At 40.6% G+C, this 15,938-nt stretch carries 15 protein-coding genes and 1 other RNA gene; 11 read left to right on the forward strand and 5 right to left on the reverse strand.

Annotated features, from left to right (window positions below; all coding sequences use genetic code 11):
* Positions 1-122: 122 nt before the first annotated feature.
* Positions 123-1,508: a transaldolase gene (locus tag ACP2AF_RS17060; RefSeq protein ID WP_425237354.1), complete on the forward strand. Its 1,386-nt coding sequence runs from the start codon at positions 123-125 to the stop codon at positions 1,506-1,508.
* Positions 1,509-1,576: 68 nt separating this feature from the next.
* Here ACP2AF_RS17060 and fsa read toward each other — a convergent pair whose 3' ends face one another.
* The 3 genes from fsa to ffs form a co-directional block, all read right to left on the reverse strand.
* Entirely contained in the window at positions 1,577-2,230 is a 654-nt protein-coding gene (fsa, locus tag ACP2AF_RS17065) for a fructose-6-phosphate aldolase (protein WP_120711635.1), read from the reverse strand.
* Between the two features lie 64 nt (positions 2,231-2,294).
* Complete coding sequence (locus ACP2AF_RS17070) at positions 2,295-3,104, reverse strand: SDR family oxidoreductase (RefSeq protein WP_425237355.1); 810 nt, start codon at positions 3,102-3,104, stop codon at positions 2,295-2,297.
* Positions 3,105-3,239: 135 nt separating this feature from the next.
* An RNA gene (gene ffs / locus ACP2AF_RS17075) (signal recognition particle sRNA small type) lies at positions 3,240-3,338 on the reverse strand.
* A gap of 202 nt (positions 3,339-3,540) precedes the next feature.
* On the opposite strand from ffs, the gene ACP2AF_RS17080 reads away from it, so the two are divergent.
* From ACP2AF_RS17080 to ACP2AF_RS17115, 8 genes are all read left to right on the forward strand, one after another.
* Positions 3,541-4,587 carry a glutaminyl-peptide cyclotransferase gene (locus ACP2AF_RS17080; protein ID WP_425237356.1) on the forward strand — a complete coding sequence of 349 codons (1,047 nt, stop codon included), beginning with the start codon at positions 3,541-3,543 and terminating at the stop codon, positions 4,585-4,587.
* Positions 4,584-4,976, forward strand: coding sequence for an acyl-CoA thioesterase (locus tag ACP2AF_RS17085; RefSeq protein WP_425237357.1), 393 nt, complete (start codon positions 4,584-4,586; stop codon positions 4,974-4,976). Before ACP2AF_RS17080 ends, ACP2AF_RS17085 begins: the two co-directional genes overlap by 4 nt.
* Positions 4,977-5,046: 70 nt before the next feature.
* Positions 5,047-6,576 carry a choice-of-anchor Q domain-containing protein gene (locus ACP2AF_RS17090; protein WP_425237358.1) on the forward strand — a complete coding sequence of 510 codons (1,530 nt, stop codon included), beginning with the start codon at positions 5,047-5,049 and terminating at the stop codon, positions 6,574-6,576.
* A gap of 148 nt (positions 6,577-6,724) precedes the next feature.
* The gene (locus tag ACP2AF_RS17095; protein ID WP_425237359.1) at positions 6,725-7,456 is read left to right on the forward strand and encodes a LytR/AlgR family response regulator transcription factor; all 732 of its coding nucleotides are present in this window, start codon (positions 6,725-6,727) and stop codon (positions 7,454-7,456) included.
* Between the two features lie 140 nt (positions 7,457-7,596).
* The gene (locus tag ACP2AF_RS17100) at positions 7,597-7,755 is read left to right on the forward strand and encodes a hypothetical protein (protein ID WP_425237360.1); all 159 of its coding nucleotides are present in this window, start codon (positions 7,597-7,599) and stop codon (positions 7,753-7,755) included.
* Positions 7,756-7,850: 95 nt separating this feature from the next.
* The gene (locus tag ACP2AF_RS17105) at positions 7,851-9,935 is read left to right on the forward strand and encodes a tetratricopeptide repeat-containing sensor histidine kinase (protein WP_425237361.1); all 2,085 of its coding nucleotides are present in this window, start codon (positions 7,851-7,853) and stop codon (positions 9,933-9,935) included.
* 5 nt (positions 9,936-9,940) lie between these two features.
* Positions 9,941-10,609: a histidine kinase gene (locus ACP2AF_RS17110; RefSeq protein WP_425237362.1), complete on the forward strand. Its 669-nt coding sequence runs from the start codon at positions 9,941-9,943 to the stop codon at positions 10,607-10,609.
* A gap of 171 nt (positions 10,610-10,780) precedes the next feature.
* Positions 10,781-11,422: a hypothetical protein gene (locus tag ACP2AF_RS17115; protein ID WP_425237363.1), complete on the forward strand. Its 642-nt coding sequence runs from the start codon at positions 10,781-10,783 to the stop codon at positions 11,420-11,422.
* 9 nt (positions 11,423-11,431) lie between these two features.
* Here ACP2AF_RS17115 and glyA read toward each other — a convergent pair whose 3' ends face one another.
* Positions 11,432-12,709: a serine hydroxymethyltransferase gene (glyA, locus tag ACP2AF_RS17120; RefSeq protein WP_425237364.1), complete on the reverse strand. Its 1,278-nt coding sequence runs from the start codon at positions 12,707-12,709 to the stop codon at positions 11,432-11,434.
* A 111-nt stretch (positions 12,710-12,820) separates the two neighbouring features.
* On the opposite strand from glyA, the gene fahA reads away from it, so the two are divergent.
* Both fahA and ACP2AF_RS17130 read left to right on the forward strand, forming a co-directional pair.
* A complete protein-coding gene (gene fahA, locus ACP2AF_RS17125) occupies positions 12,821-14,110 on the forward strand; it encodes a fumarylacetoacetase (RefSeq protein ID WP_425237365.1) in 1,290 nt (429 codons plus the stop codon).
* A gap of 117 nt (positions 14,111-14,227) precedes the next feature.
* Complete coding sequence (locus ACP2AF_RS17130; RefSeq protein ID WP_425237366.1) at positions 14,228-15,415, forward strand: hypothetical protein; 1,188 nt, start codon at positions 14,228-14,230, stop codon at positions 15,413-15,415.
* Positions 15,416-15,446: 31 nt separating this feature from the next.
* Here the strand turns inward: ACP2AF_RS17130 and ytxJ are convergent, their stop codons facing one another.
* Positions 15,447-15,842 carry a bacillithiol system redox-active protein YtxJ gene (gene ytxJ, locus ACP2AF_RS17135; protein ID WP_425237367.1) on the reverse strand — a complete coding sequence of 132 codons (396 nt, stop codon included), beginning with the start codon at positions 15,840-15,842 and terminating at the stop codon, positions 15,447-15,449.
* Between the last annotated feature and the right edge of the window lie 96 nt (positions 15,843-15,938).

Below are 15,938 nucleotides of genomic sequence, written 5' to 3' on the forward strand. Positions count from 1 at the left end.
ATCTTTTTAAACCTGTCGTTTATCGATGACCTTAACGCAACTGTCTAATTTTTAACTCGCTATTAACAGCCTTGCGCATACCGGTTTCTTAATTTTGTTCGTTGCACAATAGATACTTTTATATGCATAAACATTTACTTTATCTATTTCTTTTCTTATTGGTGGGTTGCAGTGTGACCGAAAAAAAATCGGAAAACGTCTTTTTCGCGGGAGAAGTTGTAAACCCTACAAGCAAATACATCATTCTATACAAAGGTGAAAATAGTATCGATTCAGCCCAATTGGATGCAAATAATAGATTTTCCCTTGAACTCGACTCCCCTGAAAACGGTCTTTATCATTTTAAGCATAGTCCTGAATTTCAATATGTTTATTTGGAGAAGGGCGATAGTCTATTGATACGACTCAACACTATGGATTTTGATGAGTCCTTGGTGTTTTCAGGTTCCGGTAGCGAAATAAACAACTTCCTTTTGGAGCTTTTTTTAGCCCGTGAGGCCGAGCAGTCCATAATTTATGGTATGTATCGATTGGAACCCGAGGATTTCAATAAAAAAATCGACTCCCTAAAACAGTCAAAACTGGAAGAGTTGGAAATTTTGGTAGAGGAATCGGAGTTATCCAAAAGGCAAAGGGAGATTGCAGAGGCCAGCATTGTTTATAACTACTATACCTATAAGGAGAAGTATCCTTTTAAGCATAAATCATATACGGGCAACAAAGTTGTTGACGAACTTCCTCCCAACTTTTATGATTACAGAAAAACGGTCACTTATCAAAACAAGGATTTTACATATCTGAGGCCTTACTATAACTTTATGATCAATCATTTTGGGAATCGGTCATACATGAGCTGCTCCAAAAAATGTGGTATAAAAAACGATGTGGTCAAAAATCATCTGCATTTTAATATGCACAAACTTGGCCTCATTGATAGCCTTGTAAAGGATAAAGATTTAAAGGACAATTTATTTCGAAACGTAGCTTTTGATTATCTTTTACAAATACATGATACCGAGGAAAATAATGAGATTTTCATCAAGGAGTTTCATAAGCTTTCTGAGAACAACAAACACATTTCGGAAATAGACGAACTGTACAAGGGTATACTCAACATACAGCCGGATAAGGAGATTCCCAATATTAATGTTTTGAATAGTGAAGGAGAAAGGGTTTCCCTCAAGGAAATTGCCAAAGATACCAAGACCGTCTTCTATTTTTGGTCCGGAACGGATAAAAGACATTTCGACAATATTACACGAAGGGCGGATTATTTATCCTCAAAAATGTCCGAATATAGGTTTGTAGGTATAAATCTAAAAACAGATGATACCAAGTGGAAGATTATGATAGAAACCAAAAATTTGGATAAGAACAACCAATATAGGGCCGTGGATTTTGAGGAAGTCACAAAGGCATTGGTCATCTATCCAATGAACAAATGTATTATTACGGAAGATGCGAAAATTGTTGATGCCTTCTCCAATATGTATGCTTCTTCCTTCTAAAAATAAAAAGCCCTTGGAAACCAAAATCTCCAAGGGCTTTTATTAGATTTCCTTTTTTTTGACCTATCTCAATTTCCTTTTTTATAATCGGCTAGAAATTTTTCCAGACCACTGTCCGTTAACGGGTGCTTTAAAAGCCCTTCTATAGAAGATAAAGGCCCGGTCATAACATCCGCCCCAAGTTTGGCACAATCTATTACGTGCATCGTATGCCGTACGGAAGCCGCCAAGATTTGTGTCTCAAAGCCATAATTGTCATAGATGTGACGGATTTCGGCAATCAAGTTGAGCCCATCCGTAGAAATATCATCCAATCTGCCAATAAAAGGGGAAACATAGGTGGCTCCGGCCTTTGCAGCCAAGAGGGCTTGCCCCGGGGAGAAAACCAAAGTACAATTGGTACGTATGCCCTTATCCGAAAAATACTTCAATGCCTTTACGCCATCCCGTATCATAGGGACTTTTACAACAATCTGCTCATGTAGTTCGGCTAGCTCCTCGCCTTCCTTTATAATACTGTCAAAATCCGTGGAAATAACTTCAGCGGAAACATCGCCATCCACTATGGTACAAATGTCCACATAGTGCTTCAAGATATTGTTGCGTCCGGTTATGCCCTCCTTTGCCATAAGGGAAGGGTTTGTGGTTACACCATCCAAAACCCCTAATTCCTGGGCTTCCCGTATTTGATCCAAGTTGGCCGTGTCTATAAAAAATTTCATTTGCGTCCTCGTTTTAGGGTTATAAAAATACCTTTTGAAATATTAAAATTATCAGAAGTTAAAATTACAACTTATAATGGTTAAGTAGTAATTTCTCGTATACTTTATCCGGTAATAATTTCTTTAGTATAAGGGAAAATTTTTGCATAAAAGAACCCACCTTATAATGCACTTTTGGCTTCTCTTTTTTAATAATTTCCCACACTTTTTGCGCAACTTCCATCGGGTTGCCTCCCTGTTTCACTCCTTCGTTCATCAATGCAAGGGTGCGACTATAGGCCTCCTCGTAAGGTGAATTCTCCAAAACAGGTGCATGATAACGGCCCGAAGCAATGTTAGTGGCATAGTCCCCAGGGGCCAAACTGGTAATTTTCACACCAAAGCCTCTCGTTTCCATACGCATCGCCTCCATTACAAGTTCCAGGGCTCCTTTTGTGGCCGAATATACTCCTCTATAGGGAAGTCCCATATAACCGGCTATAGAAGTAATATTTAGGATTAGTCCCGATTTCTGTTTCCGCATTTGGGGCAGCACCGCCTTGGCCATATGTAAAGGACCGTTAAAATTGGTGTCAAATGCCTTTAAAATCTCTTCATGCGGTGTCTCCTCAACGGATCCGGTAATGCCTATCCCGGCATTATTCACCAAAATATCCAAACGTCCTTCTTTTTCAATAAGTGCTTTTAGGGCCGTTTCAATGCTTTTTGGGTCACGGACATCCAACTCCAGCAAATCGAAAGCTTTAAAATCCGGATACTTTTCCAAACTTCTCGTAGTACCATATACTTTTAATCCCCTTGATACCAAGTACGATCCTATTGACTTTCCAATACCGGATGAGCCTCCCGTTATAAGGACAATTTTTTGCTCCATAATGGTTGCAAATTAACAAATAAATATGGCGACCGAGCAAGGAACACCAGGTTTGGCTATTGAAGCCAATCCTAAAATAAGTGTCATGCTCGAAAAATCAAACAGGAAGCTAGCGACCTAAATTCAGCGCATAAAAAAAGGCAAGCTACCTACATCGCACCGCTACGACCGTATACCCTTGCTGCGTTCCCACCCTGGGGGATTCTACAGGAGCTGGTCGTGTAGGACTTGCCTAACTGCAAATATACAACCTTTTAAACCTTTGCCAATTGTTTTATGCGCTTAAATTATTGGTATAAATTGACCGGAATTCTAGGTTTGCTATTATTTTTGTCTAAATAAATCGAATATAAACAAGGGTGCAACGGACATGAAACAAGATGTCGCTTTAATGTGATTGCCGTTCCCCATACTGAAATACAAGAAACACAACAGAATGAATATTCTCAAGTTTATAACCATCAATAGTTTTTGGCTTCTTTTCCTTGCCTGTGGAAGTGGCAACACCAAGCCATCGTCATTATTCGCCATTGAATTGGAGGGAAACAAAAACAAGTTCAAAAAAAATGAAACGGTAGCGATAGGTTTAAAGAACAAAAAGGAAAAAACAATCCATAGTGTCACCTACTCCATAGATGGTAAGGAAATGCCGATATCGGGCAATACCATCACCTTGGATATTCCCACTCTGGGAAATAAATTGCTGAAGGCAACCGTGGACTATGACGAAAGTTCCGTAGAAATTACAAAAAAGATAAAAGTGCTGGCTTCCAAAGCTCCCGAAATTTACACCTATAAGATTATAAACGAATACCCTCATGATATCAATGCCTATACCCAAGGCTTGGAGTTCCACAACGATACACTCTATGAGAGTACGGGTCAAAAAGGAACATCTTGGTTACGAAAATTGGATTTTGAAAAAGGGGAAGTCCTGCATCAAATAGATTTGGATGACACCTATTTTGGGGAAGGTATTACGATTTTAAACGGTAAAATCTACCAACTTACCTGGAGGGGCAGAATAGGATTTGTATATGACCTAAAGAGTCTCAAAAAGCTGGATAATTTTCAATACGGTAAAAGCAAGGAAGGCTGGGGGCTAACAAATGATGGGGATAAAATTTTCAAGAGCGATGGAACGGAAAAAATCTGGTTTCTAGATCCCGGAACCCTTACGGAAATCGGTAACATACAAACGGTAACCGATAAATCCATCTTTAACATGGCCAACGAACTGGAATATGTAGATGGCAAGATTTACGCCAACGTGTACCAAAAGGAGAGTATGATGATCATTGATGCCAACAGCGGTGCCATTGAAGGCGTGGTCAATTTTGGTGGATTAAAGAAAAAGGTCACCCAGCATGAGAAGTTGAATGTACTCAATGGGGTTGCTTATCATCCAAAAAGAAAAACTTTCTTTGTGACCGGCAAAAACTGGGATAAGCTTTTTGAAGTCCAAATTGTAAAAAAACAATGAGGGCTTTTGAGAAGACCATTACAGTGATTCCAGAAGATCTGGACGACCTGAACCATGTGAACAATGTACGCTTTGTCCAATGGATACAGGATGTCTCAAAGGAACATTGGCAAAAGGTGGCGACTCCGGTAATGCAAAAAGACGTGGTTTGGGTGGTTATGAATCATAATATTACCTATAAGAATGCGGCCAAATTGGACGATGTTGTTAGAATACGGACCCATATTGCCCAAAGCAGGGGCGCCACTTCGGTACGAGCGGTTGAAATGTATAATGATAAAACAAATGAGCTTTTGCTCCGTTCAACTACCGAGTGGTGTTTATTAAATGGCATTACGCTTAGACCCATGCGAATATCCCAAGACATCATTCAACTATTTTCTGAATAAAGGAATATTCTTTTTTTCTGTCTTTTCCACAATTGGATGGGAAACACAGAAATTGGAAACAAACCAAAGGATGCGTCCATACTTATACGTTATATCGCTACTCTGTGCTGTTGTTCTCTGGACTTCCTGTAGAAAGGATTTTGAATATGCCCCAAGTGCAGGAAACCTGGAATTTTCCAGGGATACCGTTTATTTGGATACCATTTTTTCAAATATTGGTAGCAGTACCTATTCCTTTAAGGTATATAACCCCACCAGGGATGACGTTCTGATACCTTCGATCCGATTGGACCAAGGGCAGGAAAGCGGGTACCGTTTAAACGTGGACGGTATGGCCGGTAAGGAGTTTAGGGATGTTTCCCTACTTGCCCAGGACAGTCTCTTCATCTTTATTGAGACCACATTTGATATTGCCAATACAAATGAAACTACCTTTTTATATACGGACGCCATTCTATTTGATTCGGGAAGCTTTTTGCAGGAGGTACAATTGGTCACTTTGGTGAAGGATGCTGTTTTTTTGTATCCTAATACCCTAACGGACGGTACCACGGAAACCATAACCGTGGGGCTGAATGGCGACGGAATGGAAATAAAGGTTGAAGGTTTTTATCTTTCGGATAGTCAGCTCAACTTTACCAATGAAAAGCCTTATGTCGTTTATGGGTACGCCGCCGTTCCTCCGGACAAACAGCTAAGAATAGATTCGGGTGCCCGCGTCCATTTTCATAAGGATTCGGGAATTTATGTGACCGAGGGTGCTTCTCTTCAAATCAACGGAGCGTTAAGCACGGACCCCCTGTTGCTGGAAAACGAAGTTGTTTTTGAAGGGGACCGTTTGGAGCCTGAATTTTCGGATATCCCCGGACAATGGGGCACTATTTGGATAAGCCCCGGAAGCGCCAACAATGCCATTAATTATTTAACCATCAAAAATGCCACTGTAGGGTTGTTGGTAGAAGGCAATGGGGAATTGCAGTCCCCTACACTTACCTTGAACAACGCGCAGATACATAATAGTTCCAGTGTTAATCTTTGGGCAAAGCATGCATCCATACTGTCCGAAAACACAGTTCTGGGAAGCGCAGGAAACACCTCCCTATATTGCAATGTTGGAGGTGACTATACGTTTATCCATGGCACCATTGCCAATTACTGGACCCAAGGATTTAGGCAAGGGACCGCCCTACAGATCGACAATTTTTCACAATCAACATCGGAAGACCTTATCAATGCCTCTTTTACAAACTGCATTATTGATGGCAATATGGCTTTGGAGCTATCGTTGAACAGTAATGGCACCAATGCGTTCAATTATTTCTTTACCAATTGCCTATTAAAGTTCAGGGATAATAATGGAACGTTTTCCCAAAATCCATTGTACGATTTTGGAAATACGGATATTTATAATCAAATACTCCTAAATCAGGAAATTGATTTTATAAATACCGGTGACAATAATTTCGATATCGGACAATCGTCCGCCGCCATAGATAATGCAAATTTTGAGGCCGCCCAAGCCGTTCCATTTGATATAAAGGGCATTGATCGCACGACTGCCCCGGATATCGGTGCCTATGAAAACACTACTCCTGAATAATTTGTAGGGGCTCTCCGGCAATTGAAGGTCTTTTCCTTCAAAAAACTCATTTTCAGTGAATTATACACAAAAACCTCATTTTTTATAAGGTTTTTCTACGGTCTATTATGGACAAGTATCACTAATTTGCATTAAATTATCTTGGCCCGTGGAGTATACCTATGCCATAATCGACTCTGATGCGACTTCCAATTTGCAGCTACAGCATTATTTGGACGAGTATGGTGATTTTAGCTGTACCGCTATGGCCAGAAATGACGATGAAGGGTTAAATGCCATCTTAAAATTCTCTCCGGATGTTGTTTTCATCAATCTCAACGAGAAGGCACGTTCTTTCTTTAGAATGATCATGGAGCTGCATCAATATGTAGAACAGATTCCTTTGCTTATCGGGATATCCAAGACCACGGATTACGCATACGAGGCCATTAAGAACAGTTTTTTTGATTACTGGCTTCTTCCTTATAATGAGTTTGACATCCGTAAATCGCTGCTCCGGCTTAAAAAGCGGATGCCGAAAGAGGCCGAGCCCCAGACCATTTGCCTAAAGTCCTATTCCGATTTCCAATACTTGAACACGGATGACATCCTATACCTACAGGCCGATAACAACGCCACCGAGTTCATTATGAAGGATGGTTCCGTAACCAGTGCCTTTAAGACCCTAAAAACCTTTGAAAATCAGTTGCCCAAGAATTTTGTCCGTATTCACCAAAGCTATATTGTAAATACCAACTACATCTCGCGTATCAATTACGGCAAGTCCATTTGTGCGTTGCGATCTGGGCAACAACAACTCCCTTTTTCCAAGTCTTACAAACAGAATATTGACGGCTTAAAAAAATTGCTTTCAAAAAACACCATTTCTGCCCTGAATTAAAAAAATCCTCGCAGATTTCGGTCAAATACCTTCAAAACCCTGTCATTTACTAGCATTTAAGGTTTTACAAGCTTCTTGCCTACCCGCTTTATTAGTTTAGCAACATAATAAATTATTTATAACCATTTAAAACTAAGAAGATGAAAAAGGCAGCAAGTATTTTAGCGATTGCGCTAATGGGAATGGGAATGGTTTCCTGTGAAAATGATAATGCGATGGAAGAGACACAGGCATTATACGAGACTTTAGAAGAGGATGCTACGGACGGCTCACAATCTAACAACGAGACACGGAAGTAACCCGTTACATTTATAACAAAGCAAAGCTTCAAATGTTGATGACATTTGAAGCTTTTTTTTTACCTTGTATAAGGCAGGTTAAAATGCAACCAAATATGATATGCAAGTATGTCTTACTACTGGGTGCGGTATTCTTCATTTCCTTTGCCAATCCAAGGGTTACCGCTCCTCCCCCAAAGGCTGTTCCAACATCCCAAGATAGTGTTCTGTTTTGGATACAGGAAGGGCGAAACACTACATATTCTCAGGAAGAACGGGCTGAATTCCTAAAAAAGGCCTATATCGTTACGGAAACCGATGCCCCTGATTCCCTAAAGACCAAGTATTTTTCAAGGCTTTCCTTGGCCTATCTACAATTACCGGATTCTTTGTTGTTTCGGAAAACCAATAAACGAACGCTTCAATTGGCCCGTGAAACCCAGGATTCCGTGGTAAAGGCGGAGGCCAACTGGGACCTGGCCCTATTTTATAGAAGTATTGCCATTGCGGATAGTGCTTATTATCATTATGGGCAGGCTCTTAAGTTATATAGTGCACTTAAAAATGATTTTACTACTGCCCAGATGTTGTACAACATGGCGGTAGTGCAGGCGGATGTTAAGGATTATACGGGTAGTGAGATCACTACGATACGAGCCATAGAACTGTTAAAACCCTTGGATAAATACCAGCAATTGTATAATTGTTACAATAATTTGGGAATCATTACAAATGAACTAAAGGAATACGATCGAGCCATTGGTTATTTTGATATGGCGCTGGACTATCTATCAAAGCTTGATGAAGAAAACACATATGAATACCAGATACTTAATAATATGGGAATTGTATATCAGGAACAAGGCTTCTATAAAAAGGCCATCCCCTATTTTAAACAGGTTTTGGATGCTGACAGCCTTCGCTTAAAAGATTCACAGCTTTTTGCTAAGGCGATGAACAATCTGGCCTATAGCAAGTTTAAGACTGAAAACCATGTAAGTTTACCCAGATTATTCAATAAGGCCATCAAAATACAGGACAGTATTAGGGACTATGTCGGAATTTCAAGAAGCTATTACAATCTTTCTGAATACTATTTGTCCCAAGGCGATACTGCTCAAGCCATGGTTCAGGCCCAAAACGCCAAAACCTATTCGGAACAGAGTAGCAATAATAAACGTTTGTTACAAACTCTTCAATTGATGGCCCGCTTGGAGCCCCAAAACGCACTGGCATATACCCAACGCTATATGGTTCTGAACGATAGCCTTATCCAGGAAGAGCGCAAGGCCCGCAACAAATTTGCCCGTATCCGTTTTGAAACGGATGAGTTTATCGCGGAAAATGAAATTTTGACCCGGGAGAAACAATTGTGGGCCGGGATAGCGGTAGGGCTTCTTCTTTTGGGATTGGCCATTTATGTTATTGTGGATCAGCGTGCCAAGAATCAAAAGCTGCGCTTTCAACAACAACAGCAGGCCAGCAATCAGGAAATATTCAATTTGATGCTTGCACAAAAGCAGAAAGTGGAGGAAGGCAAAAAAATGGAACAGAAACGTATCTCGGAAGAATTGCATGACGGTGTCCTCGGTAAAATGCTCGGTGCACGTATGTTGCTAACTGGCCTTAATAAAAAAGCAGACGAGGAAGCTATAACCCAAAGGGCAAGGGCCATCTCTGCCTTACAGGAAGTAGAAGGGGAAGTCCGATCGATTTCGCATGAATTAAGCCACGCTGCTTATCAAAAAATCCATAACTTTATACATTCCATTAAAGATCTGCTGAAATCTTTACAGGAAAACACCAGCATAGCACATAATTTTAGCTATGATGACACCATTAATTGGGACGGGCTTACGGGAGATATTAAAATCAATCTGTACCGTATGGTTCAGGAAACGCTCCAAAACAGTGTAAAGCATGCTCAATGTAAAAATGTGTCCGTGGATTTTGCAAAGGAAGAAAATGACTTGTTGATTACCATTGCCGATGATGGTATAGGTTTTAGCACCAAAAGGGGCAAAAAAGGCATTGGGATGCGCAACATAGCGTCGCGTATAGAAAAATTGGGAGGGTCCTGGGATATTACAAGTACCCAAGGAAAGGGTACCACGGTATTGTTCAGGATTCCCATTAAAAAGCCTACTGCCTTTGAATCGACCAATGGGCAACAGGAACTTGAAAAAGTAAAAACAGCATAGGTATCATGAAGTATGTTCGCATTTTGGCAATAGACGACCACGAGATGACGCCCCTGGGCTATAAGTACGTTTTGGAAGACAAGGACTTGGGTGGTTTTCAAGTAAAAATGGATGTAGCTTCCAACTATGAGATGGGAGAGGAAAGCATTCGGTCCTCCGCCAGAGGGCTCAAATACGATATCATTTTATTGGACATTCGTTTGTTTCCTACTGAATCCCATGAACCAAGGAGTGGGGAAGATCTGGGCATTTTGGCCCGTGAACTGGTCCCGGAGACCAAAATTGTGTTCATGTCCTCTTTTAGTGACAACTATCGAATCAATAGTATATTCGCCTCGGTAGATCCCGATGGATACATGGTAAAATCGGAAATTGACGAAAAATCCTTGATTGCCATGGTACAAACGGTAGTTACAAACCCGCCTTACTATTCTGCTGGTGCGTTGTCTGCCATCCGAAGAAAAATGGCCAACGATGTTATTTTGGACGAGCAGGATAAAAAAATTCTCTATTACCTTTCCATCGGAACCCGCACCAAGGATATTGGTGAATTGATTTCAGCGGCCAATACCACCGTGGAATCCAGAAAGCGTCAGCTAAAGACTCTATTTGGCGTTGAAAATGGCAATGATTTGTCCTTAGTAGAAGAGGCAAAGAAAAGAGGGTTTTTATAAACCAAAAGATTTTTTGATTATTTGATTTTTCAAGATGTTGATTTTCAGCATCTTAATCTATTATTCTTTTTTTTTCTACGAAAACCTCTTTTTTTATAAGGTTTTTTTGTGGTCATAACCAATGGGTAAAAAGTAACTTTGGTTGTATAAGCTTATTTTTTCTTATTGCATATGCCGTTCTATCTGGATAACTTCAAGGATAACCCTCATTTTAAATTCAATAAGGATTATAAAATTCAGGGATTGGAATCATTTAAAAATGATTTGGAAAGAGACTTTTTTGCAAAAGCAGGAGTATGTAATTATACTTCGGACAAAAACGAATCCTTACTTGCTATTGAATTAAACTGTAACCTGGCCTTAGTAGAACTTTTGTTTTATTTCAACCGGGGGGATTGGGGAAAGGACGGATTCCTTAGGACTCATTTGCAGGATTTGGCCAAAAATAATGGGGTGATGGTTGACATTGATGAACTTTCCATTCATCTTAAGGATACTTCGGTTGTAATCAATAGGATTTATAACCAAAGCGTAGCCCAGCAGTTTGAAAACATCCTTACCGAGATAGCTCATCACTATGTGCATTTCACCAAGGGACTGTCCGAGGTACCTTATGAAATATTTGTTCCGGTCTTTGAAGAAACCAATTTGGAAACCAATACTTCGTTTCTGAATATGGCACATGGAAATAATACCAAGAACGATTATTTCAAATATTGGGGGGCATACTACCTATCCCAGAACGACCCTTCTATCTATGATTTGGATAGTTTGTCTTTGATTTCCGGAGACTTATATATGCTTAATCACTAAAAAGGATTTTTAGGAGGCGTTGAACAATGCTCTGCCCTGCATTAGTGCATGCACTTTTTCCGTTACTTTTTCTATGTTTTTCTCGTCTTCAGGGCTTGAAATAACCGCATCAATAAGATCTACAATAGTGGCCATATCACTTTCCTTTAGGCCTCTGGTTGTAATTGCGGCTGTACCAAAGCGTATTCCAGAGGTTACGAACGGAGACTTATCATCAAAGGGCACCATGTTTTTATTTGCAGTGATATCAGCTTTTACCAAAACTTTTTCAGCATCTTTACCTGTGATATTCTTGTTGCGTAGATCAATGAGCATCATATGGTTGTCCGTTCCACCCGAAATAATATGATAATCCTTGGCTACAAAAGCTTCTGCCATAGCAGCCGCATTTTTTTTGACTTGTACCATATACTGCAAAAATGAATCGGATAGTGCTTCCCCAAAAGCAATAGCTTTCGCCGCTATGATATGCTCCAATGGGCCGCCTTGGTTTCCAGGAAATACCGCCAAATCCAAAAGGCCGGACATTTTCCTAAGATTTCCATTCTTTAATCGGATTCCAAAGGGGTTTTCAAAATCATGGCCCATAAGAATCAATCCACCTCTAGGTCCACGCAAGGTTTTATGTGTGGTGGTGGTAACTATATGGCAATGTGGAATGGGATCATTCAAAATACCTTTGGCAATCAATCCTGCTGGATGCGCTATATCTGCCAATAAAAGGGCGTTTACACTATCCGCTATTTCCCTAAATCGCTTAAAATCCATATCCCTGGAATAAGCGGATGCCCCGGCAATGATCATCTTAGGCTTTTCTCGATCGGCTATTTCCTGTATTTGATCATAGTCCAATCTTCCGGTTTCTTTATCAACCCCATAAAACACGGGATTGTACAAACGACCTGAAAAATTCACCGGAGATCCATGGGTAAGATGTCCTCCATGTGATAGATCAAAGCCTAATATGGTATCACCCGGTTTCAAGCAGGCATGATACACCGCGGCATTTGCCTGTGATCCGGAGTGTGGCTGAACATTGGCATATTCCGCTCCAAAAAGTTCCTTGGCCCTTTCAATGGCCAATTGTTCAATTTGATCGACCACTTCGCAACCTCCGTAATAGCGTTTCCCGGGATATCCCTCGGCATACTTATTGGTCAATACGGATCCGGCCGCCTCCATGACTTGCGGGCTTGTAAAATTTTCCGAAGCGATTAGCTCAATCCCATTGAGTTGGCGTTCCTTTTCGGCTTGAATCAGCTCAAAAACCTGATCATCTCGTTGCATAGTAACATCGTTTGTTAAATGAGGCGTAAAAATACAAATTGCCCCTTGTTCAAGTGCATAAAATAATATATTTGATACAAAATTTATTAAACGTGAATTAACAATTGAACTATGCCTGCTCAAACCAATGACCCCAACAAAAAGACTTGGCTTACTGTATCCGAGGACTCGGATTTCCCCATACAGAACATTCCCTTTGGTGTTTTTTTGACCAGGGACGATATTATTACCATAGGCACACGTATTGGAGATTATGCCATTGACCTTGGGGCCTTGCATCAGTTGGGGTATTTTGAAGGTATTCCATTAACTGATGATATTTTTTTGCAGGACACCCTCAATGATTTTATCTCTGACGGAAAAAAGACCTGGCGATCGGTGCGCAACCGTATCGGCGAAATCTTCGATATAAGGAATGATACCTTGCAAAATAATGAAGATCACAAAAAGACAGTCCTTTTCTCCATGGAGGAAGTAGAAATGAAATTGCCGGTTCAAATTGGTGATTATACGGATTTCTACTCCAGCAAGGAACATGCCACCAATGTGGGGAGTATGTTCCGAGATCCGGAAAATGCACTGCTGCCTAATTGGTTACACCTTCCCGTAGCCTATCACGGGAGAAGTTCTACCATTGTACCCAGCGGAACACCGGTGCGAAGACCCTTGGGACAGACCTATCCGAAGGGAGCAAATACCCCCCTTTTTGGTCCCTCCAAGTTAGTGGACTTTGAACTGGAAATGGCTTTTATTACTACGGATGCCAATGCATTGGGGGAACCTATTCCGCTAGAGGAAGCGGAAGATTACATATTTGGCTTGGTTTTATTCAATGATTGGAGTGCCCGGGACATTCAAAAGTGGGAATATGTTCCATTGGGGCCATTCTTGGCCAAGAATTTTGCATCTTCCATATCGCCATGGATCGTTACCATGGATGCCTTGGAACCCTTTAGGGTACAAAGTCCAAAACAAGATCCAGAACCCCTACCCTACTTAAAACAACAGGGCGAACATAGTTTTGACATCAATTTGGAGGTGGACCTTACCCCTAACAATGGAATACCCACTACGGTAACGCGATCTAACTTCAAATATATGTATTGGACGATGGCACAACAGATGGCCCACCATACCATAAATGGCTGTAAGGTAAACAGTGGTGACATGATGGGTAGCGGTACGATCTCCGGATCTAGCCCGGATTCCTATGGGTCCTTATTGGAATTGAGTTGGCAAGGAACAAAACCCGTTAAGCTAAAGGATGGCTCCGAAAGAAAATTCATTGAGGACAATGACACCGTCACGTTGCGCGGTTATTGCCAAAAGGAAGGTATCAGAATCGGTTTCGGTGAAGTGTCCACCCGCTTACTTCCTGCTTTGGAACATAATGGGAAATAAAAGTTCCGGATTAGGCTTTTGAACGAATCTATACGATAGTTCATCGTTTTACGTTAAAACTAAAAGTCGTTTTGGCACGGCTCTTGGATTTAACAAGAAAACAATAAAAACAAAGCCATGAAAAAATCCATACTATATTCTGCGATTTTGGTTCTATTCGTAGCCTGTGGTGGTGTTAAGAAGACACAAAAAGCTATCAATTCCGGCAACTACTACAATGCGATAAACAATTCTATCCAAAACTTGTCTCAGAACAAGACCAGGAAGAGCCATCAGCCCTATGTTATGTTATTGGAAGAGGCCTTTCAAAAAAACACCGAACGTGAATTGAATCATATCAACTTTCTAAAGAAGGAGGGTAATCCGGCAAATTATGAGGCCATTTATAAGGGATATAACAGGTTAAAGGACATCCAACAACGCATAAGGCCTTTATTGCCTTTGACAATCCTTGAAGAGAACAGGCAAGCCCAATTTTCCTTCAAAAACTATGATGACAAGATTATAGCCGCTAAAGAACAGTTATCGGACTATCTATATAACAATGCAACTACCCTCTTATCCAATGCCACTCAAAAACAGGATTACCGAAATGCCTATGAGGATTTTAGCTATTTATCGGAAATAAATCCTGGATATAGAGACCATAAAGAGAAGATGGAAGAGGCCTATGCCAAAGGGTTAGACTATGTAAAAGTAGATATGGTAAACCATACCGATCAGATAATTCCGGCCAAATTGGAAGAAGAGCTACTCAACTTCAATACGTATGGCTTAAATAATCAATGGACAGAATACCACACCAATCATTTGCCACAAATACGATATGATTACACGATGGATGTGGCCTTAAGGGAAATTAATATATCTCCTGAGCAGGTAAGCGAAAAACAGATTATCAAAGAAAAACAGATCAAGGATGGCCATGAATATGCGCTGGACCGAAATGGGAATGTGGTAAAGGATAGCCTGGGGAACAAAATAAAAATCGATAAATTCCGAACGGTACGCTGCAGTTTTTATCAATTTACGCAATTCAAGACCGCCCAGGTAGTCGGTATGGTAAGTTTTACAAATCTACGTACCAAACAACAAGTGAATTCCTATCCCCTATCCAGTGAATTTATATTTGAGCATGTTTACGCCAATTACGACGGAGACCGGAGAGCCTTGGAAAATGACTTGGTCGCGTTACTTGATTTGGCAGCAGTGCCCTTTCCGAGTAACGAGCAAATGGTATATGATGCCGGCGAGGATTTAAAATCAAGATTAAAATTCATACTGACACAACAACGCTTCAATTAACAAAAAAGCCCGGCCATAGTGCCGGGTTTTTTTATACAAATCTTTCCAAGTCCAATTCATTAATGGCCCCATGGGAATCATGTGCCACGGTTACTCCATTTCGTATGACCAAAATTTGAGGTGATTGATGCAACACCTGAAACCTATAACCTGCCTCATCGGACACTTGCCGATACGCATGCAAATCGAGAAAATAGAAATCCATTTGATGTTTCAAAGCATTCAAATTCCTCCCGAATATATTCAGAACCATTCGACTAATACCACATGTAGTTGAATGTTTAAAGATTACTTGGGCCTTTGTATGCGATTTTTTCTCTATTTCGCTCAATTGATCCAAAGAGGTAAGGGGAATCCATTGGACTGGGTCTTCCGCACCTTTTGTTTCCTTTTCCCCACTCCCAAATAAGTCCTTGAAAAATCCCATTCTAATGTACTGTTTTTAAGAATTCGTTTGTTCCGGTAAAGCATAAGGTCTGCCGAAATGTCTTGTATTTATTGGCTTTTACCGTCATTTTGTCCG

Origin of the sequence: Ulvibacterium sp. (genome assembly GCF_965248315.1) — a bacterium.
In the GTDB taxonomy this organism is placed as follows: domain Bacteria; phylum Bacteroidota; class Bacteroidia; order Flavobacteriales; family Flavobacteriaceae; genus Ulvibacterium.

What these genes read in the sequence shown, in the direction of transcription:
- ACP2AF_RS17085 (WP_425237357.1), top strand. Translation starts at nt 4,584, where the DNA reads ATGAGGGCTTTTGAGAAGACCATTACAGTGATTCCAGAAGATCTGGAC.
- ACP2AF_RS17115 (WP_425237363.1), top strand. Translation starts at nt 10,781, where the DNA reads ATGCCGTTCTATCTGGATAACTTCAAGGATAACCCTCATTTTAAATTC.
- ACP2AF_RS17070 (WP_425237355.1), bottom strand. Translation starts at nt 3,104, where the DNA reads ATGGAGCAAAAAATTGTCCTTATAACGGGAGGCTCATCCGGTATTGGA.
- ytxJ (WP_425237367.1), bottom strand. Translation starts at nt 15,842, where the DNA reads ATGGGATTTTTCAAGGACTTATTTGGGAGTGGGGAAAAGGAAACAAAA.
- ACP2AF_RS17090 (WP_425237358.1), top strand. Translation starts at nt 5,047, where the DNA reads ATGCGTCCATACTTATACGTTATATCGCTACTCTGTGCTGTTGTTCTC.
- ACP2AF_RS17105 (WP_425237361.1), top strand. Translation starts at nt 7,851, where the DNA reads ATGATATGCAAGTATGTCTTACTACTGGGTGCGGTATTCTTCATTTCC.
- ACP2AF_RS17100 (WP_425237360.1), top strand. Translation starts at nt 7,597, where the DNA reads ATGAAAAAGGCAGCAAGTATTTTAGCGATTGCGCTAATGGGAATGGGA.
- ACP2AF_RS17060 (WP_425237354.1), top strand. Translation starts at nt 123, where the DNA reads ATGCATAAACATTTACTTTATCTATTTCTTTTCTTATTGGTGGGTTGC.
- fahA (WP_425237365.1), top strand. Translation starts at nt 12,821, where the DNA reads ATGCCTGCTCAAACCAATGACCCCAACAAAAAGACTTGGCTTACTGTA.
- ACP2AF_RS17080 (WP_425237356.1), top strand. Translation starts at nt 3,541, where the DNA reads ATGAATATTCTCAAGTTTATAACCATCAATAGTTTTTGGCTTCTTTTC.
- fsa (WP_120711635.1), bottom strand. Translation starts at nt 2,230, where the DNA reads ATGAAATTTTTTATAGACACGGCCAACTTGGATCAAATACGGGAAGCC.
- glyA (WP_425237364.1), bottom strand. Translation starts at nt 12,709, where the DNA reads ATGCAACGAGATGATCAGGTTTTTGAGCTGATTCAAGCCGAAAAGGAA.
- ACP2AF_RS17130 (WP_425237366.1), top strand. Translation starts at nt 14,228, where the DNA reads ATGAAAAAATCCATACTATATTCTGCGATTTTGGTTCTATTCGTAGCC.
- ACP2AF_RS17110 (WP_425237362.1), top strand. Translation starts at nt 9,941, where the DNA reads ATGAAGTATGTTCGCATTTTGGCAATAGACGACCACGAGATGACGCCC.